Below are 20,348 nucleotides of genomic sequence, written 5' to 3' on the forward strand. Positions count from 1 at the left end.
AATCCGCGGTGAATGATGCGTTGATTGTGTCATGTCGCGCTTTCGCGGCTGGCCGGGAATACCGCACGTCTGCCCGTCCCGGGAGGATAATGTCACGGGTAGCCAACGGTACGCACGGACGGGAGGAGTCCGGATGCATTCTGCTCCGCGCATCACAGTGGAGGTGCCTGTGCTCCGCGTTGGCTCCGGGGCCGGGGACTACGAGGCACTGGGCAACTACGTCGATGCGCTGCGCCGGCCCCAAGGGCTTCACCTCACCCTGCTGCACATCGGCGTCCTGGCTGACTTCGCCCGGGACATCGCGGACTGGACCAAAGGCAGCACGACGGCCGGGAACGCCGCCGGCACCACGGTTGCCTGGCTGGAGGGGCTGCCGGTACTGGCAGGATTCGCCGCCCGAGCCGAACGGCTGGTCTTGCTGGGCGGCGGGCGCGTGAGCGGCCTGGAAGTGGAGGTGCCGCAGCATGTGCGGGACTACCAGGTCTCCCTCGTGAAGGCGCTGCACGAACTGTTGGACGCCCTGCTGGTGGACAATGTCGATGACTTCATCCTCAGCTCCCAGGCCTTGGGTTTCCGGTACCCCCGCTGGACACCCCACATCGCCGTGGGCCGCCCCAAGTCGAGGGACCGCGGACCCTGGGACATCGAGCCGGTGGCGGTGGAATTTGGCCCGTCGCGGATCCGGAACCGCCAGTTCCTCCCGGCTCTGGACGCCGGTGGAGGATGCGGGGACCAGGACTTCGGGCTCCCCGGGGCAGGTGGCGGGCAATGACCGTCCGGAGTGCGGGCATTCTGCTCTACCGCCGGCGCGGTGGACGGGACGTGGAGGTGTGGATAGCGCACATGGGCGGCCCGTTCTGGGCGCGCAAGGATGCCCGGGCCTGGTCGATTCCCAAGGGCGAATACCTCGACGACGAGGACCCCCTGGCTGCAGCCCAGCGGGAGTTCGCCGAAGAAATGGGCACTCCTGCGCCGTCCGCCGACTACATCCCGCTGGGGGCCTTCCGGCAACCGTCGGGAAAGGTCATCACCGTCTTCGCGGCCGAGACCGACTTTGCTCCCGAAAAGATCGAGAGCAACACCTTCGCTCTGGAGTGGCCGAAGGGATCCGGAACCGTGCAGGACTTCCCCGAGGTCGACGGCGCGGAGTGGAATCGTGAGGCAGTTGCCCGCAGCCGGCTGGTCAGCGGGCAACTGCCGATCCTCGACGCGCTCATGCAGCATCTGGGGCGTGCCGACTGACGACCGCCGGTCCTAAACGCCTCTTTTCAGAGCTGCGGGGCATTGCTGGCCCGGCGGAGGACTGCCATCCTTGGGTAATCCGCACTCCCGGAAGTGACCGAAGGGAAAGACGATGCCGCTCTACCTGTCGAAGTTCAGCTACACCCCTGAGACCTGGGCCAGGATGATCCGCAACCCGGAAGACCGCGGAAAAGCGGCGCAGGCGTATATCGAGTCGGTGGGCGGCACGCTCCACGGCTTCTGGTATGCGTTCGGCAGCCATGACGGCTACAACCTGTGGGAGGCCCCCGACAACGTCTCCATGGCCGCGGTGGCGGTGGCAATCGCCGGGGGCGGCGCGCTGAGTTCGTTTGAAACGACCGTCCTGTTGAGCGTGGACGAGACGATGTCAGCCCTGCGGATGGCAGCGGAGGTCGGCTACCGGGCCCCCGGCGCCTGACGGTTCTGTTCCAACCACTGAGAGGGGACTTCCTCGATGAATGCGATCGAACCGGCCGGGCGGACTGAGCCTACTGCGAGCCAACGCGCGGCGAGCCTCAAGGAGCGCGTCTATATCAGCTTCACGTGCCTGGCTGTCGTCCTGGCCCTGAGGAGCCACGCTGACGAAACGTCGCCCGCCGCCGCGGCTGCCACTCTCAGTATCGTGGTGGTCGGCTCCCTGTTGGGCATCTTCGTCGCCGACCTACTGAGCCACCTGACGGTACATGAGGAGCTCCCCAGCCGCCCGCAGCTGCGACACATGGTCGCCGTCAGCACCGAATCCCTCAGCGTCCTGGTGACGCCGCTCCTGCTCCTCACGGCGGCCGGCTTGGGTCTCTGGTCGACGGCCGTGGCGCTTCAATGGGCGATTGTCGTGCTCGTTGTCACACTTTTTGTCATCGGGTACCTCGCGATCCGGCGGCTTGACCTTCCGTTCCGCCACAAGGCCCTCATCGTGTTCGCTGAAGTAGTGTTGAGTCTTCTGGTCATCGCGCTCGAACTGCTGGCCCACAATCTCTGAGGGATCAAGCGGCGCCTCTCATTCGTTGGCTCAGGTAACCCCACCACCAAACCACGAAGGACACTGCGTGCTGATCGTGCTCACCGGAATTGACGGCTCCGGAAAAACGACGGCGGCCGAGGCCACCGTCGCGGCCGCCCGCCAGGCGGGAATAAGCGCCCTGCTCCTCCGTAACTACGCCGGCCGCCGAAGGATGTCCCTGCTCAGCGCGAGGCTCGGCATACAGGCGCCTCCCCGGCTGGCGGACTTCCTTGAAACGGCGGTCCGCACGTTCAACGTCCTGAATGCACACCGCCGGGCCCGGAACTTTCACGGCCTGGTTGTGATGGACCGGCACCTTCATTGCCAGCTCGCGCTCCGCGGAATGCATGGACTTCCCAGGGGGCGCTTCCTCCCGTGGCTCATCCGAATACTCCCCCGGCCCGATCTGGTCATCTACCTCGACGTCGACCCCCGCGAGGCCCACGCCAGGATCCTCGCCCGCGGCACCGACTCGGAGCGCCTCGAGGACCTGGAATCGCTGCGGGACGCGTATCAATCGCTGCCCGAGTTCCCCCGGTTCACCCGCCTCACGGCCGGCGGTCCCCCCGGCGACGTGCTCTCCCGGATGCACGCCGCGATCGAGAAGGCGGGCGGACCGCGGCCGGACGAGTGCTCCCACGCCAGCCCGCACTGACCCGCAAAGGTACGGCGCCCGGTGCCTAACGGGACAGGTATTCTTCGTGCTGGCGGTGCGCTTCCGCCACCAAGGCCCGAATCTTGTCGATGTCCTTGGCCTTGTTTCGATACTTCAGATCCATGCCCAGGATTTGGGACTCCTCCTCGGTCAGCATCCGGTAGATCCGCTCGCGTTCGGCAGGGTCGGCCGTGTATTCGAGGTCGAGGTAGTTGGCGGCGTGCCGGCGCGCATTGTTGATGGACGTCTGGGCTTTGCCGGCTTTGCTCATCAGCGACGCGACGACAGTAAGGACGAGGACCCCGACGATGACGCTCAGGGACGTCGCGGTGCTGATCTCGACGACGGGGACTGGCTGGCCGCCGTTGATGAACGGCAGGTTGTTCTCGTGCAGGGCGTGCAGCACCAGCTTGACTCCGATGAAGGCCAGAATGACCGCCAGGCCGTAGGCAAGGTAGATGAGGCGGTCCAGGAGCCCGTCGATCAGAAAGTACAGCTGGCGCAGGCCCATCAGGGAGAAGGCCGTGGCGGTGAAAACAATGTACACATTCTGCGTCAGCCCGAAAATCGCGGGGATGGAGTCGAGGGCGAAGAGGATGTCGGTCCCGCCGATCGCGACCATGACCAGCAGCATCGGAGTCAGGGCCCGTTTCCCGTTGACAACGGTGAAGAGCTTGTCGCCGTCGTAGTGTTCCGTGGTGTGGAAGAGCTTCCTGGCGATCCGGATCATGAAGTTGTCGGCCTGGTCGTCACCATGGGCGTCCGGCCGGAGCAGGTTGCCTGCGGTGATCAGCAGAATCAGGCCGAAGATGTAGAAGACCCACGCGAACGAATTGATCAGCGCGGCGCCCAAGAGGATGAATCCGGTGCGGGCGATCAGCGAGAAGACGATGCCAAAGAGCAGCACCTTCTGCTGGTCTTCGCGGGGAACGCGAAAGCTCGCGATGATGATCAGGAAGACGAAGAGGTTGTCCACGGAGAGTGCCTTCTCCGTGATGTAGCCCGCGAAGTACTCAGACCCCATTTCGGTGCCGCCGAAGACCCACACCACGACACCGAAGACAACGGCCAGGCCCACGTACAGGGTGGACCACGCGGCCGCCTCCTTGAGCGTGGGCACATGGGCCTTGCGGATGTGGAAGAAATAGTCGAAAGCCAGCAGGGCCAGGATGACCGCAATGGTGATTGCCCAGATGAGGGGAGAAACTGTCATGTTGCTCAACTTCCGTGAAGGGGCGGGCCCCTGGGTCCAGTGCTGTCCGGTCCTTTAGATGGTATTAGGAATCTCAGCGATGGTGTCAGCGTGCACGCCGCCGGCCATTTCCTCGATGATGTCTTCGAAGGAAATGCCGGGCGCACTGCGGTCAACATGATCCTAAGGAACGTCCGCATACGCGATTCGCACAGCTGTTTCACAGGCGCGGGCTATTGACGATACAGCCGCATCCGCAAGAATTGACGAAACTGATAGGGGTATCGCGGATTCATTGGTGACCGCGGTCGGCCGGATGTCGGTGACGGGTGACTTGACCGGCAGGACTGGAACTGACTAGTGAAGGGTTTCCGAGCATGTTGACTCTGAGTAGACACGTCCTCCCCGCAGTCCTGGCTGTTCTGCTGCTCTCGGCGACGGCCTGTAATTCCGGGTCCGCGGCCGGCTCCCCGCCGGGCTTCCAGCCCGACGTCGTGACTACCGACCCGGGCGGCGGCACGGAATCCCCCGAACCCAGCGTTGCCGTCCCCCGCCCGGGGCCCCCGGGCGCCGTGGACGCGCGCGCGGTGCTGACGGCCTTCAAAGGCCGGGGCATGGTAGGCCACCTTGAGGCGCTGCAGCGGATCGCCGATGACAACGGCGGGAACCGCGCGTCGGGAACCTCCGGGTATGAGGAATCCGCCCGGTATGTTGAGGAGCAGCTGCGCGCCGCCGGTTACAACCCGGTCCGGCAGACTTTTACCTTCGAGCAGGATCGCAGGAACCGGAACCAGGCGGAGAGCTTCAATATTCTCGCCGAGACCGGGGGCAGCGCCGCCAACACCGTGGTGGTGGGCGGCCATCTGGACTCCGTCGAAGATGGCCCGGGGATCAACGACAACGGCAGCGGCGTCGCTGCCATCCTTGAGACGGCGAAGTGGATGAAGAAGAACGGGATCACTCCGGTGAACCGTGTGGTCTTCGCGTTCTGGGGCGCCGAGGAAAATGACCTCGACGGTTCCCGGCATTACGTCGACGAGCTGAGCAAGACGGAGAAGGACCAGACCTCGGCGTACCTGAACGTGGACATGGCGGCCTCTCCGAACGGTATACGGTCCTTCCACGACGGCGACGGGTCCGATTTCGGGGATGCCGGGCCCTCGGGCTCCGACGGGATTGAGAACGTCTTCGAGCGCTACTTCACAGAGAACGCCCTGCCGGCGGAGACCACGGCCTTTGAGGGGGGCGACTCCGACTACGACGCGTTCCTGCAGGCAGGGATTCCTGCCGGCGGCCTGTTCAGCGGCGACTCGGAATCAAAGACGGACGCCCAGGCGCAGGCCTACGGCGGCACACCCGGCAGGGACCTCGACCCGTGCTACCACGAGGCCTGCGACACGCTCAGCAATATCGACAGCGCGCTGCTCCAGGAGATGTCCGGCGCCCTGGCGTACGTCACCGCCGCCTACGCACTGGCCCCGCGGAACTAGATCCCCGGTCTTGGTCTGAGGGCAACCGGTTAGCCTTGCACCCGATGAAAAGCAGCCGCTCCGTTGGTCCATATTTCGCCAAGCCATGGCCGGGCGCGGGGGCGAACAGGTACAACTGAGTCATGACAACCTCTTCCTTGGTGCTCGGCCCGATGATGCGCTACGTGGATGAGACCTCGGCGAGTGTCTGGGTGGAGACCCGGTCCGCTGCCCGGGTCACTGTCCACGCCGGAGGCAGGCAATGGCAGGCCGCCACGTTCGCGGTTCACGGTCACCACTACGCGCTGGTGGAGCTGGATGCACTGGAGCCAGGCACGGTGACGCCCTACGTCCTCGACATCAACGGAAGCCAGGCCTGGCCCGATCCCGGGTCGGAGTTCCCGCCGTCCATGATCGCGACGCTCCAGCCCGGCAAGCCGCTGCGGATGGCCTACGGCTCCTGCCGCACCAGCGTCCCGCACGATCGGGCAGGCAACCGGACACACGGCATCGACTCACTGCGTGCCTACGCCCTCAAGATGGCCTCCGGCGACGACACGCCGTGGCCTGACTTGGTGACGTTCCTCGGGGACCAGGTGTACGCCGACTTGACCAGTGAGCAGATGCAGGAGTTCATCCGCGCCCGGCGCGACATCAACGCACCGCCCGGGGAGGAGCTCAAGGACTACGAGGAATACGCCCACCTCTACTTCCTGGCCTGGTCCGACCCCGCGAACCGGTGGCTGCTTTCCACGCTTCCCAGCGCCATGATCTTTGATGACCACGACATCCGCGACGACTGGAACACCTCACTCAGCTGGAAGAAGAAGATGGAGGCCACTTCCTGGTGGCATGGCCGGATCGTCGCGGGTCTGGCCTCGTACTGGGTCTATCAGCACCTCGGGAACCTGTCGCCGCAGGAGCGGGCCGAGGACGCGATCTGGCAGCAGATCGCGGACCACTCGGGCGAGGACGAGATCGACGTCAGCGCGCAGCTGGACGTTTTCGCTGATCGGGCCGATCGGGACCCGGAATCCTACCGGTGGAGCTATTGCCGGGATTTTGGCGACACCCGGCTGATCGTAGTGGACTCCCGCGCCGCCCGGAACTTGGAGCCGGACCACCGGGCACTGGTGGACAAGTCAGAAATGGCCTGGCTCGACGGCCGGATGCGCGGCGGTTTCCGCCATCTGCTGGTGGCGACGTCACTGCCCTTCCTGCTGCCGATGGGTTTGCACTACGTCGAGTCCTGGAATGAGGCCGTTTCCCAGGGTGCGTGGGGGAAACGTGCCGCCCGCATCGGCGAAAGGCTGCGCCAGGCGGTGGACCTTGAACACTGGGGAGCCTTCCAGAACAGCTTCCGGGAGGTGGCCGTCATGGTGAGCGAGGTGGCCGACGGCAAACGCGGCCCGGCCCCGGAGACCGTGACTTTTCTCTCCGGAGACGTCCACTACTCCTACGTCTCGGAGGTGGAGCGCACCTCGGGCAGCAGGATCATGCAGGCCGTCTGCTCCCCCATCCGAAACCCGCTGCCCCGGCTGATGAGGTCCTTCGCGGCCGTTATGTCCTACGGTTTGGCCACACCGGTGGGCGCCCTGGTTGCGCGCTCGGCCAAGGTCCCGGACCCGCCGTTCCGCTGGTCCGGCGTCAAGGGGCCGTGGTTCGACAACAACCTGGCCTGCCTGGAGGTGGCACCGGAGGGGCTGAAACTGTGGTGGCAGACCGGCGTCGTGGACGGCGGGGACCAGCTGCATCCCGGGCTGAAACTCGTTTCCTCCGTCACGGTGGCCCCGCGGCGGGCGGAGGAGCCCGCCAGCGACCGTCCGTGAAAGAGCGGCGCCAGGGTGGGCTTCCCGGCAATGCGGATACCGTGCTGGACCGGGCGCTGTTTGTGTTCAGTGGCGTTGCCGCCATCTGGCTGGCCACATTGCTTTTCGAGGAGAGCCTGCAGCGGTACATGGCCTGGTTCTCCATAGTATTCTGGGCTGCCCTGGCGTACCTGGTTCTGCCCAGAGTCCATCGGATCCTGACGAAGATCTATCTTCCCGATTACTTCATCGGCCGGGCACGGACAAGCGACGGCCTGCTGGGTGACCCGGTCAACTTGGCCTTGCTCGGAAGCGAGGATCAGGTCCATGCCGCCATGCACCGGGCGGGCTGGACGCAGGCCGACGACGTCGATCTGAAGAGCAGCCGCCGGATCGTCCTGTCAACCCTGACTCGGCGGAGCTATGCGGAGGCGCCGGTCAGCCCGCTCTTCATCTTTAGCCGCCAGCAGGACTTTGCGTATCAGCAGGAGGTCGACGGGAGCCCGGGCAAACGGCATCACGTCCGTTTCTGGCGCTGCCCGCCCGGGTGGGTGCTGCCCGGCGGCGTTCGGGTCGATTGGCTCGCCGCCGGCACGTACGACCGATCCGTAGGATTGTCGCTGTTCACCCTCCAGATCACGCACAAGATCGAGGAGAACACCGACGACGAAAGGGACCACATCCTGGCCACCCTGAAGAAGGCCGTACCCGAGGCGGAAGTCTCGGTCATCCGGGATTTTTCGACCGGGTACCATGCGCGCAATGGCGGCGGCGACACGATTTCCACCGACGGGGACTTGCCGGTCGTCGACCTTGCGCCCGTCATCGCGGCTACGGCAGATCCGCCCCGGCTGCCGGGGGTCAACCGGAGACGGCCCGCCCCGACGCTCTTCGGGGGCGTCCTCGTGTTTTTTCGCGGTATCGCTGCCCTCGTCCTGGCCGCCTCACTGCTGATCGGGGGCACTCCCGCCGCGGCAGCAGAACCGGCCGGGCTGTCGCCGGCCGCTGCGACTGTCCTCGCGGTGTTCGGCGTCGGAGAGATCCTTCTGGCCTGGGGTGTTCTTCGGGGCGGAAACCTCGCCAGGGTCGTGGCCATGCTTCTCAGCGCGGCCGCCATCATCACCCAGGCCGTCAATGTCCTCAACGGCGGCCCAAGTGTCGACTTCCGGACCAACCTTCTGGGTCTCTCCTTGGACATCCTCCTCATCATCGCCCTCACCAGCGAGCATTCCCGCACCTACGCCAAGAATTACAGACAGCGTAAAGTCCGGCGCAGTCGGGTCGCCGCTGTGTGAGCATGGCGTTAAATCAGGGGTCAATTCCTTGGCACCTGGGGTGGCGACCGCAGTGGTCAGCTTTTCGCCGCCGCCGGCTGGTACCGCTGAAGCGCTGTGCCCCCGGCCACGATCTTCCTCAGTTCGGCGAGCCCTCCGGAGAGTTCGCCCGCGGCCCGGGCCTGGACCAGCACGTTGCCGAGGGCGGTCGCCTCGACAGGGCCCGCGACGACGGATTTGCCCGTCGCGTCGGCGGTGAGTTGGCACAGGAGCCTGTTCTGGGATCCGCCCCCCACAACGTGCACAACGTCGATGGCCCGGCCGGCGAGCCGCTCGGCGTCGTTGATGGTCCGGGCGTAACCGGCTGCCAGGCTGTCGAGGATGCAGCGGACGATCACTGCGGGCTCGTCCGGCAGGACCGCGCCGTCCCTCTGCGCCGCAGCCCGGATCCTCGCGGGCATGTCGTCCGGCGGGATGAAGCCCGGGTCATCGGCATTGATCCAGGGCCCGCCGGCCGGCAGCTTCGCGGCGCCGTCCAGCAGGTCGGCCAGGGGAACCGCCGCGCCCTGCGCGGCCCAGGTGCGCTGGCATTCGCTCAGGAGCCAGAGTCCGCCGACGTTGCGCAGGTAGCGGACGGTGCCGTCGACGCCGCGTTCGTTGGTGAAGTTCGCCAGCCGGCTCGCCTCCGTGAGCACGGGATGCTTGAGCTCGATGCCCACCAATGACCATGTGCCGGAGGAAATGTAGGCGAAGTGCCCGGTCTCCGCGGGTACGGCGACAACGGCCGAGGCGGTGTCGTGCGAACCGACGGCTATCACCGGGGTCTCCGCTGGCAGCCCGGTCCGCGCGGCAACAGCCGGCAGCAGGGTGCCGACGGCGGCGCCGGGCTGGATCAGCGGCGGAAAGAGCTCCGGGGGCAACTCCAGGGCGGCCAGGAACTCCGTGGCCCACTCCCCCGCGACGGCATCGAAGAGCCCCGTGGTGGAGGCGTTCGTGGCCTCGGTGCGGCGCTGGCCGGTGAGCAGGAACGCGATCAGGTCCGGAATCAGCAGGACCTGCACGCCGTCCAGTTCTTCCTCGCTCGCGAGCTGGTAGATCGTATTGAATTCCAGGAACTGCAGCCCGGTGGTCGCGTAGAGCCGTTCCGGATCGAGGCGCCCGTGAACGTCGGCCACGGCGCCCCGGCTCCGGTCATCCCGGTAGCTGAAGGGCTGCGCCACCAGCCGGCCGGCGGCGTCCACCCGTCCGTAGTCCACAGCCCACGTGTCGATCCCGATGCTGGTGATCCGTTCCCCGTGTGCTGCTGCGCTGGCCGCGGCGGCCGCCAGCCCGGTGAGCACTTCCGCGAACAGCGCGGTGAAATTCCAGCGCAGGCCGCCGCCGGTCTCCACCACTGCGTTGGGGAAACGGTGGACCGTGTCCAGGTTCACCTCCGGGGTCCCGCCGTCACGGGTGATCCTGCCCAGTATGACCCGGCCCGAGGAGGCACCGATATCGACGGCGGCGAACACTCCGCCCGCAACAACCGCCCCGGCCGGGGATGGTTCTGTTGTCATCGGAGGAAGGCGGTGGCGACGCCGGCGTCCACGGGGATGTGGAGGCCGGTGGTGTGCGAGAGCTCGTCGCTGGTGAGCACTGAGACGGCGTTCGCCACGTTTTCCGGCAGGACTTCTCGCTTGAGCAGGGTGCGCTGCGCGTAGTACTTGCCCAGGTCCTGCTCGTCGACGCCGTAGACGGCAGCGCGTTTGGCGCCCCAGCCGCCGGCGAAGATCCCGGAGCCGCGGACCACACCGTCAGGGTTGATGCCGTTGACCCTGATCCCGTACTCACCCAGTTCGGCCGCGAGGAGCCGGACCTGATGGGCCTGGTCGGCTTTGGTGGCGGAGTAGGCGATGTTGTTCGGCCCGGCGAAGACGGAGTTCTTGGAGGAGATGTAGACGATGTCCCCGCCCATGCCCTGGTCGATCAGGACCTTCGCCGCGGCCTTGGAGACCAGGAACGAGCCCTTCGCCATCACGTTGTGCTGGATGTCCCAGTCCTTCTCCGTGGTCTCCAGCAGGGGTTTGGAGATGGAGAGCCCGGCGTTGTTGACCACGAGGTCCAGTCCGCCGAAGGCCAGCACGGCGGCGTTCACCGCGGCGACGACCTGCGCTTCGTCGGTGACATCGGCCTGGATCCCGACGGCGACGTCGGAGCCGCCGAGCTCCGCGGCGACAGCGCGGGCGCTGTCCAGGTTCAGGTCCGCGATGACCACACAGGCGCCCTCGGCGGCGAGCCGGGTGGCGATGGCCTTGCCGATGCCCGACGCCGCCCCGGTCACCAGCGCGATGCGGCCCGCGTGGCTCTTGGGCTTGGGCATCCGGGCCAGTTTGGCTTCCTCCAGCGCCCAGTATTCGATCCGGAATTTCTCCGATTCCTCGATCGGGGCGTAGCGGGAGACGGCCTCGGCGCCGCGCATCACGTTGATCGCATTGCGGTAATACTCCCCGGCGACGCGGGCGGTCTGCTTGTCCTTGCCGTAGGAGAACATGCCGACGCCCGGGACCAGGACGATGGCGGGGTCCGCGCCGCGCAGGGCCGGTGAGTCCGCGTCGGCGTGCCGGTCATAGTAGGCCTGGTAGTCCACCCGGTACGCGGCGTGGAGTTCCTTCAGTCGGGCGATGGACTCCTCGACCGACGCGTCCGCCGGCAGGTCCAGGACCAGCGGCTTGACCTTGGTCCGCAGGAAGTGGTCCGGGCAGGACGTGCCCAGCGCACCCAGCCGCGGATGTTCGGCGCCTTCAAGGAAGTCCAGGATCGCGGCGTCGTCGGTGAAATGCCCGACGACGGGCTTGTCGCTCGAGGCCAGTCCGCGGATCACGGGCGCCAGGGCGGCGGCCTTCGCGCGCCGTTCGGCCTCCGGGAGGGCGGCGTAGCCCGGCAGCTTGGCTCCGAAGGGTTCGGGCCGGCCGTGCTCGGCGATGTATTTCTCGGCCTGCTCGATGATCCACAGGGAATTCGTTTCGGCTTCCTCGCTGGTGTCGCCCCAGGCGGTGGTGCCGTGGCCGCCCAGGATGGTGCCGACGGCACGCGGGTTCGCGTCCTTGATCGCGGCGATGTCCAGGCCCAGCTGGAAACCGGGGCGCCGCCACGGCACCCAGGCCACCTTCTCGCCGAAAATCTCCTTGGTGAGGGCCTCGCCGTCGGCTGCCGTGGCGATCGCGATGCCGGCGTCCGGGTGGAGGTGGTCCACGTGGGCGGCGTCCACCAGCCCGTGCATGGCAGTGTCGATCGAGGGGGCGGCGCCGCCTTTGCCGTGCAGGCAGTAATCGAACGCGGCCACCATCTCGTCTTCACGCTCGACGCCGGGGTAGACGTTCTTGAGCGCGTTAAGCCGGTCCAGCCGGAGGACCGCGAGCCCGGATCCAGTCAGCGTGCCGAGGTCGCCGCCGGAGCCTTTGACCCACAGGAGCTGGACGTCTTCCCCGGTCACGGGGTCCTTGTCGGTGCCCTTGGCGGAGGTGTTGCCGCCGGCGAAATTCGTGTTCCGCTTGTCCGCCCCAAGGCGGTTGGAGCGGGCAACCAGCTGTTCAACGGTTGGATTGGTCATGGTCTTAGGCTCCCCATCCGGCCTGGTGGCCGCCTTGGCGTTCGGCATTGATGTGCTCCTGGTAACCGCTGGCGGCGAAGGCGGCCATCGGGTCTGCGGGCAGGCCCCGTGATTCGCGCCATTCAGCCAGCCCGGGGCGGACGTCAGTGTAGAACGCGTCCATCAGCACCGCGTTGGCAGCGAGGACATCTCCCGCGTTCTGGGCGGCGTCAAGGGCTGTGGTGTCGACAAGTAGGGCCCTTGCGGTCATTTCCTGGACGTTGAGCACGGAACGGATCTGGCCCGGGATCTTCCCCTCGATGTTGTGGCACTGGTCCAGCATGAACGCCACCCCGGCGGCCGGCTCCAGCCCGCCGCCGCGCACCACTTCCGTCATGATCCGGAACAGCTGGAACGGATCCGCGGCGCCCACGATCAGGTCATCATCGGCGTAGAAGCGGGAGTTGAAGTCGAAGGACCCGAGTTTCCCCAGCCGCAGGAGCTGCGCGACGATGAACTCGATGTTGGTCCCGGGTGCGTGGTGGCCGGTGTCCAGGCAGACCTTGGCCTTCTCGCCCAGGGCGGCGCAGTGCACGTAGGAGGTGCCCCAGTCCGGGACGTCGGTGTGATAGAAAGCCGGCTCGAAGAATTTGTACTCCAGGACCATCCGCTGGTCCTCGCCGAGACGGTCATAAACCTTGCGGAGGGATTCGGCCAGCCAGTCCTGGCGGGAGCGCATATTGCCCTGGCCCGGGTAGTTGGTGCCGTCCGCCAGCCAGATCTTCAGGTCCCGCGAGCCGGTCATGTTCATGATTTCCAGGCACTCGTACATGTGGTCCACGGCCTTTTGGCGCACGGCCGGATCGCTGTGCGTGAGGCTCCCGAACTTGTAGTCGTCGTCCTGGAACGTGTTGCTGTTGATCGTTCCGAGCTTGACGCCGAGGCCGTCCGCGTATTTCGCGAGTGCCGCGTAATCGTCCACTTTGTCCCAGGGAATGTGCAGGGCCACCGACGGGGCCAGCCCCGTCAGGGCGTTGACCTGGGCGGCGTCGGCGAGTTTTTCCTCGATGGTGCGGGGGGTGCCTGGGGTGGCGAAGACCTTGAACCGGGTGCCGGAATTGCCGAAGGCCCAGGAGGGCAGTTCGATGCTCTGTTGTTCGAGGGTGGTTAGAACGGCGGTGGGGATAGACACGTCAGTCTCCTAGGGACTTGGACTGGGTGAGGGCGGACGTGGCGGCGGCCAGCTGGTCCTCGAGGTTGAATACTTCGGTCAGTTGGAGGAATCCCGCATCCGGGGTTCCGTGCAGGTCTTCGAAGAAGCCGGACATTTCGGCCTGCCAGCGGGCGTTGGCGTCCGTGGCTGCCATCCGGGCCTGGGCTTCTTCGAGGCTGTCGGTTTCGAAGTAGCCGATCAGCAGCCCGTCGGGGCGGAGGAAAAGGGAATAATTGTTCCAGCCGGACGATTTGAGGGCCTGGAGCATTTCCGGCCAGACGGCGGCGTGCCGGGCCGTGTATTCCGCGATGAGCCCGGGTTTGAGCTGGAGCTGGAAGCAGACGCGTCGGGTGCTCATGGCACCACCACCTGCCGGTGTTCGATGCCCAGCAGGGACGCGGCTGCCTTGATGTCTGCCGCGCGGTGTCCGACGCAGAGTGCCCAGTGGTGGCCGATACCGGTCTGGCTCCAGTGGTCCACCCAGAGTCCCGGGTCCCCGCCGAAGTCCACCCGGGAGGTCGTATTGCCGATCGCCAGGAGCGGGCCGGGCACCACTTCACCTTCCGAGGTTATGAACACGTAGCTGCCTTCCGGGTCCTGGCCGAGGCCGAACGTGGTGACCGGGCCGTGCCGCACGTCGAATTCGACCGATACGCCCCAGCCGCGTTTGCCGTGGAAGACGCCGAGGCCGCGCAGCAGCGGATCCTGCGCGGACACCGCCAGGTGGGCGGGGCCGTCGTGGCCCATCTCCACCACGTTGTCGAAGAAGTTCAGGGCCTGGATTTCAGTGAATGATCCGCCCGCGCCGATCGCCTGCGCGGCAAGCATGGCGATGGAGGTCCGCAGTTCGAATTCACCGGCCATCGGGATTCCCCGGGCCGTGAGGATGGAGGACCCCAGAATCATCCCGGCGCCGAGCCGTTCGTGCTGTTCACCGGCGAGGCCGCGGTGATAGTAGGCCACGGAGTCCAGGTCGAAGTCCTCCACGAGCCGGTCCAGGCCGACGGATACTTTGGCACCCCAGGCGAAGTCGTCGTCGTTCACGGATTCGTCGAGGACAAACAACTGCCGGGCAAGGTCGAGGCGGTCAGCGACCTCCGCGTCGGTGACCCCGTTTACCCGTTCACGGAGGTCATCGAACTCCAGCACCTCGACGTGCGAGCCGAAGGTGGTGGACACGGTGGTGAGGTCGGTGGCGACGTCCAGCATTCCCGGGTACAGGTGGCCCATAAGCCCATGCCGGGCGTTGCGCAGCCGGGCGCGGACGCCGGCAGCGTGCACCCACTGGGTGATGCGTTCCCATGCCGACTCCTGCTTGAGGTGTCCGGAGACAGAGCGGAACTCGATGCCGGCGCGGCGGAAGACGTTGGCGACCTCGGGGACCGGGCATTGGCCGCAGTAGGCGAGCCATCTGCCGGTGTCGAAGTTGGCGTGGTCCATGGCCTCGGTGGGCTGCAGGTCAATCACCAGGACCGGAGTCTTGGCCCGCTGGGCTATTGGCAGCACCATGGAGGAGGTCAGGTAGGTGGTCAGGAAGATGACGATGAGGTCGCAGTCGGCGACCCGCAGCTTTTCGCCGGCCGCGGCGGCTTCCTGCGCGTCGGAGATGAAGCCGGTGTCGACGACGTCGGCGTCGAGTTCCTCGAAGCGGCTGGTGACGTAGCGGACGGATTCCTGCAGCTGGGGCAGCAGCTCGGGAAACTGGGGCCAGTAGGCGCCGAGGCCGCCGGAGACAAGTCCGATGCGGGTGGGCCGGCGGCGGTGCGGTTTCAGCAGCCGGGCGGCCGGGTGGTTCTGGTTCATGTGGGGTGCCTTCCGGCATGGAAAAGGAACTCGTGGGGCGCTGTGCGGGGGTGGTGCCGGGCAGGCTGTCACCAGCCTGCCCGGCGGCTCGGAAGCGGCGGCTCAGTGCGGACCGCTCAGAAGCGGCGGCTCAGAAGTCGTACTTGTCGATGTTCTCGGCGTTGAAGACCGTGGGCGGCCCAACGATGACGAGGCCTCCCTTTTCGACCTTGCGTTCGCCCAGCTCGCCCGCGGTGAAGGTATCGCCCTCAGCGCCGGTCATCGTGCCGTCCGTGAGCGCCTTGCCGGCGAAAGCCGCAACGTATCCCAGCTGGGCGGGATCCCAGAGGGCAAATTCCTTCACGGTGCCGTCCTTGACAAAGGGGCGCATTTCGTTCGGCAGGCCCAGTCCCGTGAGGGCGACTTTGCCCTTGTACTCGGACGTCGAGAGGTACCGTGCGGTGGCCGCAATGCCGACCGTGGTGGGCGAGATGATGCCCTTCAGGTTCGGGTGGGCCTGCATGAGTCCCTGGGCCTCCTGGAAGGATTTCGTGTCGTTGTCGTCCCCGTAGACCTTGGCCACGAGCTTGATGTCCTTGTAGTCGGGGTTGGAGGCCAGCTCCTCCTCCATGAACTTGATCCACTCGTTCTGGTTCGTCGCGTTTGCGGTGGCCGACAGGATGGCGATTTCGCCGCTGCCGCCGATCTGCTCGGAAATCAGCTTGGTCTGGATCAGCGCCACCTCCTTGGCCACCACCTGGCTGATAAAGACGTCGCGGCAATCCGGGTTGGCGTCCGAGTCGAACGCCACGATCTTGGCCCCGGCTGACCGGGCTTCGCCGAGGGCCGTGCAGACGGCGTCGGGATCGTTGGCGGCGATCACAATGACGTTCGTTCCGGCTTGTGTCTCGGCATTAATGAAGGACACCTGGCTGGAGGCGGAGGCCTCGAGCGGCCCGACCACCTGGGAGGAAGCGAAGCCGGCTTCCGTGGCGCCTTTCTTCCCGCCGCCCAGGACGACGTCGGTGTAAGGGTTGTTGAGCTGCTTGGGGATGAAGGTGATCTTCTGGTCCCCCTCCGCGGCGGGGCTGCTGCCGCCGTCGGATCCCGAGCCCCCATTACAGGCTGTCAGGGCTAGTGCGGCGGCGGCAGCGATCGCCACCATGCCCGCCAAACGGCCGGTCTGGCCTGTGCTCTTGCGGTTCACCATCATTGTTCTTCCTTTTTCCTCGTGCGGTCGGTGCGGCCGGTCCGGTCTGGACGCGGCAGCGGTAGTGCCTGGGCAGGTTTTCAGTTGGTGGTGCGGGTGAAACTCCGGCGGACGCGTCGGGTGTGGCGCCATTGTCTGATCGCGGAGCCGACGCTTGGCGCCACGACGGACACGATCAGCAGCAGTCCGGTCACGGTGATGAGGACGACGTCGGACACGCGGGCCAGGCGGAGGGCGTAGTTGAGGCTGCCGATCAGCAGGACACCGGCGATGACGCCGGGTATGGAGCCCTTGCCGCCGAAGATCGAGACGCCGCCGAGCAGGACCGCTGCGATGACGGCCAGTTCCAGTCCGGACGCGTTGTCGCTGCGGGCGCTCGTGTAGCGCAGCGTCCAGTAGATCCCGGCCAGGGCGGAGACGGCACCGGAGGCCACGTAGAGCCAGAATTTACTGCGGGCCACGTTGATGCCCACGAAGCTGGCGGCCTCCTTGCTGTACCCGATGGCGAACAGTCCGCGGCCGAACGGCGTGAAGTGCAGGAGAACCCCGAAGAAGACAATGACGGCAACGACGCCGATCATGACGGTCGGGATGCCCGTGCCGCCGAGCTTGGAGGTGAAGAAGGCCGTCAGCGCTTTCGGGAAGTTGGCCACGGCGTTGTCGCCGATGGTCACGAGGGCAAGGCCACGGAAGAGAGCCAGGGTGCCGATCGTGACTGCCAGGGAGGGCAGTCCGAGGACCGCGATGAGGAAGCCGTTGAACATACCGGCCGCGACGCCGGCCAGCAGGCTGATCGCAAGCACCAGCCCGATGTCCATACCCCCGGCCCACAGCACACCCATCAGCGCGCTGGTCAGCCCGGCAATGCTGGCAACGGACAGATCGATTTCGCCGGTGATGATGATCAGGGTCATCGGCATGGCGATCAGCAGGACCGGGATGACGTCCAGGAGGAGGAATCCGGTGGTCACCGGTGAGGCGAAGCGCGGGATGGTGATGGCGGCGAAGATCAGGAACGCAATCAGGGCATAGATAGTGATGGCGTCCCGGCCGGCCAGGATCCGTGCGGCTCCGGTCTTGCCCTTGGGCTCGGAGGCCAGCGGCTTGGTGTTGTCAGCCACCGGCGCCGGTGCCGTGCCGGTTGTCGATGTGGTTTCAGACATTGCGCGCCTCGCTTATCCGCAGTTTCTTGGCTGTGCGCAGGCTTGCCACGCGGTCGATGATGATGGCCGTGAGAATCAGTACGCCGACGATTGCCTGCTGCCAGAATTTGTCGACCCGCAGGGCGGTCAGGGAGCTGGTGATCGTGGTCAGGAGCAGGGCGCCGAGGGCCGCTCCGGTGACCGTTCCGCTGCCGCCGAAGATCGCCACTCCCCCGACGACGGCGGCAGCCACGACGGTCAGTTCCATGCCGGTGCCCGTGGTGGCTCCGACGGAGTTGAAGCGGCTGGCATAGAGCACGCCGGCCAGGCCGGCGAGGGCGCCGTTGGCCAGGAAGGCCAGGAACACGCGTTTGGACACCTTGATGCCGAAGGCAGTGGCCGCATCAGGATCGGATCCGATGGCGTACAGGTCCCGTCCGGGACGGGTGCCGGCCATGTATACCGCCACGGCGGCGACCACCAGGATGGCCACCAGCGTGATGATGGGAAACCCCAGCACGGTGTCCACGGAGAGTGCGCCAAAGGCGTCCGGCCGGTCACCGGCGAAGTACTGCTTTCCGCCGGCCCAGGCGTTGTTCAGGCCCCGGAACACGTACAGGGTTCCGAGGGTGATGACGAGGGCGGGGACTTTGGCTGCGGTCACCAGAAGGCCGTTGACTGCCCCGAGCAGCGCGCCGAAGGCCATGCCGATCACGAACACCGCGAAGATCGGAAGGTCGGGCATCGCGGAGAAGATGGAGCCGGTGCCGAAGGCAACGAGTCCCAGCATCGATCCGACGGACAAGTCGATGTTCCGGGTGATGATCAGCAGGGTTTGCCCGGCGGCCAGGATCATCACGATGGTGGCGTTCAGCAGGAGGTCCTTCACGCCCTGCGGGGTGAGGAAGAGGGGGTTGACCAGGTAGGTGACGAGCACCAGCAGCGCAAGGGCGATGATCACGGGCAGTTCCCGCAACCGCAGCAAGGACGCTGCGGCGCCCCGGGCACCGCCGGGGGCCGCCGTCGTCGCTGGCTTCTTGTGGTCCAGAGCTGAGCTCACGGGGTTCCTCCTGAGGAAGACGTTGCGGCGTGCATGACGGATTCGGGGTTGGCTCCGGCGCGGTCCAGTTCTGCGGTGATCCGCCCTTCGCGCATGACAAGGACCCGGTCCGCCATCCCGAGGACTTCGGGCAGTTCCGAGGAGATCATCAGGATGGCGATCCCCCGCCCCGCGAGGTCGGAGATGAGACGGTGGACTTCGCTTTTGGTGCCGACGTCGATTCCGCGGGTGGGTTCGTCGATGATCAGCAGATGCGGGTCCATGGCCAGCCACTTGGCCAGCACCACCTTCTGCTGGTTTCCGCCGGAGAGGGTGGAGACCGCGTGCTCCTGGGACCCGGCCTTGACCTGGAGCCGTTTGCTCCATTCCTGGGCTGCGCGGCGCTCGGCGGCGCCGTTGATCATCCCCGCCGTCGCCAGCTTGTTCCGCAGGGTGAGTGTGATGTTGCGGGCCACGGAGAGGTTCATGACCAGCCCCTGCTTGCGGCGGTCTTCGGGGACAAATCCCATGCCCGCTGTGATGGCCGCCTGCGGATCGCGGGGTTTGAGCGTGCTTCCCCTGAAGCTGATTTTTCCGGCGTCGTAGGGGTCGATGCCGAAGACGGCGCGCGCCACCTCCGTGCGTCCGGCGCCCACCAGGCCTGCCAGCGCCACGATCTCCCCGGCGCGGACGTCGAAGCTGATGTCGCGGAAGACCCCGGCCCGGCTGAGTCCGTCGACTTTCAGGACGGTATCCCCGATCTCGGCCACGGTCTTGGGAAACAGCGCCTCGATGTCGCGGCCCACCATCTCGCGGACGATCTCCGCGACGGTGACGTCGGCGGTCCGGTGCGTGGCAATGTAACGGCCGTCCCGCATGACGGTGATCCGGTCACACAGATCGAAGACCTCATCGAAGCGGTGCGAAATGAAGAGGATGCCGGTTCCCTTGTCCCTGAGGCTGCGGGCGACGGCGAACAGGCGCTCCACTTCAACACCGCTCAGGGCTGCCGTGGGCTCGTCCATCACCAGCACCTTGGCGTCGAGCGAGATGGCCTTGGCGATTTCGATGATCTGCTGGTCCGCAATGGACAGGCCCTCGGCAGTCCGTGTGGGGTCGATGGGAACGCCAAGCCGCTCGAAAAGCAGGCCCGCCTCCCGGACCATGGTTGCCTTGCTGATCAGGCCGAACCGGCCCTTGGGCTGGCGGCCGACGAAGATGTTCTCCGCGACGCTGAGGTCCGGGAAGAGCGTGGGCTCCTGGTAGATCACGGAGATTCCGGCGGCCTTGCTGTCGCCGACATTGCGGAACTGGACGCTCTCCCCGCCCACCCTGAAATCGCCCGAGTCCGGGTGGTGCAGGCCTGCGAGGATCTTGACCAGCGTGGACTTGCCGGCGCCGTTCTCCCCGACCAGTGCGTGGATTTCGCCCGCCCGGATGTCAACGGTGCCGTCGGCCAGGGCGACCACCGGACCGAACGTCTTGGCCGCGTGGGAAAGGGAGAGGGCCGGCCCTGATCGCTCCCCTGAGGGGCCGGACCGGGAACTGTCTGTCTGCTGCATGTAAGTAACCGCACCTTTGGGGCTGAGTGAACGTCGATAATGAATCGTTTCAGAGTTGCTGTGATTTGAATCATAGGAGTACTCCGGCCCGGGCGTCAAGAGATGTCACCACCGTGGATTCACGGTTTTGATTCGTTTCAATGAAAGGGTTCAAAACGGGCCGTGGACGGG

18 protein-coding genes are annotated in these 20,348 nt (G+C 66.3%); 8 read left to right on the forward strand and 10 right to left on the reverse strand.

Annotation, left to right across the window (positions count from 1 at the left end; translation table 11 throughout):
* The first annotated feature begins 133 nt into the window (after positions 1-133).
* The 5 genes from AC6EUH_RS13505 to AC6EUH_RS13525 all read left to right on the forward strand — a co-directional run bounded on the left by AC6EUH_RS13505 (position 134) and on the right by AC6EUH_RS13525 (position 2,918).
* Positions 134-772, forward strand: coding sequence for a hypothetical protein (locus AC6EUH_RS13505; protein ID WP_499738938.1), 639 nt, complete (start codon positions 134-136; stop codon positions 770-772).
* Positions 769-1,242: an NUDIX hydrolase gene (locus tag AC6EUH_RS13510; protein ID WP_499738939.1), complete on the forward strand. Its 474-nt coding sequence runs from the start codon at positions 769-771 to the stop codon at positions 1,240-1,242. The genes AC6EUH_RS13505 and AC6EUH_RS13510 overlap by 4 nt, the downstream gene beginning before the upstream one ends.
* A gap of 112 nt (positions 1,243-1,354) precedes the next feature.
* The gene (locus AC6EUH_RS13515) at positions 1,355-1,681 is read left to right on the forward strand and encodes a GYD domain-containing protein (RefSeq protein WP_056432070.1); all 327 of its coding nucleotides are present in this window, start codon (positions 1,355-1,357) and stop codon (positions 1,679-1,681) included.
* Positions 1,682-1,717: 36 nt separating this feature from the next.
* The gene (locus AC6EUH_RS13520) at positions 1,718-2,242 is read left to right on the forward strand and encodes a hypothetical protein (RefSeq protein WP_056432067.1); all 525 of its coding nucleotides are present in this window, start codon (positions 1,718-1,720) and stop codon (positions 2,240-2,242) included.
* A 67-nt stretch (positions 2,243-2,309) separates the two neighbouring features.
* Positions 2,310-2,918, forward strand: a complete 609-nt coding sequence (locus AC6EUH_RS13525) for a dTMP kinase (RefSeq protein WP_499738940.1) — start codon at positions 2,310-2,312, stop codon at positions 2,916-2,918.
* Between the two features lie 25 nt (positions 2,919-2,943).
* Here the strand turns inward: AC6EUH_RS13525 and AC6EUH_RS13530 are convergent, their stop codons facing one another.
* Complete coding sequence (locus AC6EUH_RS13530; protein WP_056432065.1) at positions 2,944-4,131, reverse strand: TerC family protein; 1,188 nt, start codon at positions 4,129-4,131, stop codon at positions 2,944-2,946.
* A 356-nt stretch (positions 4,132-4,487) separates the two neighbouring features.
* Between AC6EUH_RS13530 and AC6EUH_RS13535 the strand changes: the two genes are divergently transcribed.
* From AC6EUH_RS13535 to AC6EUH_RS13545, 3 genes are all read left to right on the forward strand, one after another.
* Positions 4,488-5,600, forward strand: coding sequence for a M20/M25/M40 family metallo-hydrolase (locus tag AC6EUH_RS13535; protein ID WP_056432064.1), 1,113 nt, complete (start codon positions 4,488-4,490; stop codon positions 5,598-5,600).
* A 122-nt stretch (positions 5,601-5,722) separates the two neighbouring features.
* Complete coding sequence (locus AC6EUH_RS13540) at positions 5,723-7,408, forward strand: alkaline phosphatase D family protein (RefSeq protein ID WP_056432063.1); 1,686 nt, start codon at positions 5,723-5,725, stop codon at positions 7,406-7,408.
* On the forward strand, positions 7,405-8,682 hold the full coding sequence (locus tag AC6EUH_RS13545) for an LssY C-terminal domain-containing protein (protein ID WP_499738941.1): 1,278 nt from the start codon (positions 7,405-7,407) through the stop codon (positions 8,680-8,682). Before AC6EUH_RS13540 ends, AC6EUH_RS13545 begins: the two co-directional genes overlap by 4 nt.
* 56 nt (positions 8,683-8,738) lie before the next feature.
* Here the strand turns inward: AC6EUH_RS13545 and AC6EUH_RS13550 are convergent, their stop codons facing one another.
* The 9 genes from AC6EUH_RS13550 to AC6EUH_RS13590 form a co-directional block, all read right to left on the reverse strand.
* Positions 8,739-10,217, reverse strand: coding sequence for a rhamnulokinase (locus AC6EUH_RS13550; protein WP_499738942.1), 1,479 nt, complete (start codon positions 10,215-10,217; stop codon positions 8,739-8,741).
* Positions 10,214-12,250 (reverse strand): bifunctional aldolase/short-chain dehydrogenase, encoded by a 2,037-nt coding sequence (locus AC6EUH_RS13555; protein ID WP_499738943.1) that lies wholly within the window; start codon positions 12,248-12,250, stop codon positions 10,214-10,216. Before AC6EUH_RS13555 ends, AC6EUH_RS13550 begins: the two co-directional genes overlap by 4 nt.
* 4 nt (positions 12,251-12,254) lie before the next feature.
* A complete protein-coding gene (gene rhaI / locus AC6EUH_RS13560) occupies positions 12,255-13,421 on the reverse strand; it encodes an L-rhamnose isomerase (RefSeq protein ID WP_499738944.1) in 1,167 nt (388 codons plus the stop codon).
* Position 13,422: 1 nt separating this feature from the next.
* A complete protein-coding gene (locus tag AC6EUH_RS13565) occupies positions 13,423-13,800 on the reverse strand; it encodes an L-rhamnose mutarotase (RefSeq protein ID WP_499738945.1) in 378 nt (125 codons plus the stop codon).
* The gene (locus AC6EUH_RS13570; protein WP_499738946.1) at positions 13,797-15,245 is read right to left on the reverse strand and encodes an arabinose isomerase; all 1,449 of its coding nucleotides are present in this window, start codon (positions 15,243-15,245) and stop codon (positions 13,797-13,799) included. The genes AC6EUH_RS13565 and AC6EUH_RS13570 overlap by 4 nt, the downstream gene beginning before the upstream one ends.
* A gap of 130 nt (positions 15,246-15,375) precedes the next feature.
* The gene (gene rhaS / locus AC6EUH_RS13575) at positions 15,376-16,437 is read right to left on the reverse strand and encodes a rhamnose ABC transporter substrate-binding protein (protein ID WP_499738947.1); all 1,062 of its coding nucleotides are present in this window, start codon (positions 16,435-16,437) and stop codon (positions 15,376-15,378) included.
* A gap of 77 nt (positions 16,438-16,514) precedes the next feature.
* Positions 16,515-17,597 (reverse strand): ABC transporter permease, encoded by a 1,083-nt coding sequence (locus AC6EUH_RS13580; RefSeq protein WP_499738948.1) that lies wholly within the window; start codon positions 17,595-17,597, stop codon positions 16,515-16,517.
* The gene (locus AC6EUH_RS13585) at positions 17,590-18,636 is read right to left on the reverse strand and encodes an ABC transporter permease (protein WP_499738949.1); all 1,047 of its coding nucleotides are present in this window, start codon (positions 18,634-18,636) and stop codon (positions 17,590-17,592) included. Before AC6EUH_RS13585 ends, AC6EUH_RS13580 begins: the two co-directional genes overlap by 8 nt.
* Positions 18,633-20,177 carry a sugar ABC transporter ATP-binding protein gene (locus AC6EUH_RS13590; RefSeq protein WP_499738950.1) on the reverse strand — a complete coding sequence of 515 codons (1,545 nt, stop codon included), beginning with the start codon at positions 20,175-20,177 and terminating at the stop codon, positions 18,633-18,635. Before AC6EUH_RS13590 ends, AC6EUH_RS13585 begins: the two co-directional genes overlap by 4 nt.
* Positions 20,178-20,348: the final 171 nt, after the last annotated feature.

The organism is Arthrobacter sp. 001422645 (assembly GCF_059816125.1).

Excerpts from the sequence above, each read along its gene's own strand:
- AC6EUH_RS13515 (WP_056432070.1), top strand. The coding sequence starts at position 1,355 with ATGCCGCTCTACCTGTCGAAGTTCAGCTACACCCCTGAGACCTGGGCC.
- AC6EUH_RS13550 (WP_499738942.1), bottom strand. The coding sequence starts at position 10,217 with ATGACAACAGAACCATCCCCGGCCGGGGCGGTTGTTGCGGGCGGAGTG.
- AC6EUH_RS13570 (WP_499738946.1), bottom strand. The coding sequence starts at position 15,245 with ATGAACCAGAACCACCCGGCCGCCCGGCTGCTGAAACCGCACCGCCGC.
- AC6EUH_RS13530 (WP_056432065.1), bottom strand. The coding sequence starts at position 4,131 with ATGACAGTTTCTCCCCTCATCTGGGCAATCACCATTGCGGTCATCCTG.
- AC6EUH_RS13540 (WP_056432063.1), top strand. The coding sequence starts at position 5,723 with ATGACAACCTCTTCCTTGGTGCTCGGCCCGATGATGCGCTACGTGGAT.
- AC6EUH_RS13510 (WP_499738939.1), top strand. The coding sequence starts at position 769 with ATGACCGTCCGGAGTGCGGGCATTCTGCTCTACCGCCGGCGCGGTGGA.
- AC6EUH_RS13590 (WP_499738950.1), bottom strand. The coding sequence starts at position 20,177 with ATGCAGCAGACAGACAGTTCCCGGTCCGGCCCCTCAGGGGAGCGATCA.
- AC6EUH_RS13565 (WP_499738945.1), bottom strand. The coding sequence starts at position 13,800 with ATGAGCACCCGACGCGTCTGCTTCCAGCTCCAGCTCAAACCCGGGCTC.
- AC6EUH_RS13520 (WP_056432067.1), top strand. The coding sequence starts at position 1,718 with ATGAATGCGATCGAACCGGCCGGGCGGACTGAGCCTACTGCGAGCCAA.
- AC6EUH_RS13505 (WP_499738938.1), top strand. The coding sequence starts at position 134 with ATGCATTCTGCTCCGCGCATCACAGTGGAGGTGCCTGTGCTCCGCGTT.
- AC6EUH_RS13535 (WP_056432064.1), top strand. The coding sequence starts at position 4,488 with ATGTTGACTCTGAGTAGACACGTCCTCCCCGCAGTCCTGGCTGTTCTG.
- AC6EUH_RS13580 (WP_499738948.1), bottom strand. The coding sequence starts at position 17,597 with ATGTCTGAAACCACATCGACAACCGGCACGGCACCGGCGCCGGTGGCT.
- rhaS (WP_499738947.1), bottom strand. The coding sequence starts at position 16,437 with ATGATGGTGAACCGCAAGAGCACAGGCCAGACCGGCCGTTTGGCGGGC.
- AC6EUH_RS13555 (WP_499738943.1), bottom strand. The coding sequence starts at position 12,250 with ATGACCAATCCAACCGTTGAACAGCTGGTTGCCCGCTCCAACCGCCTT.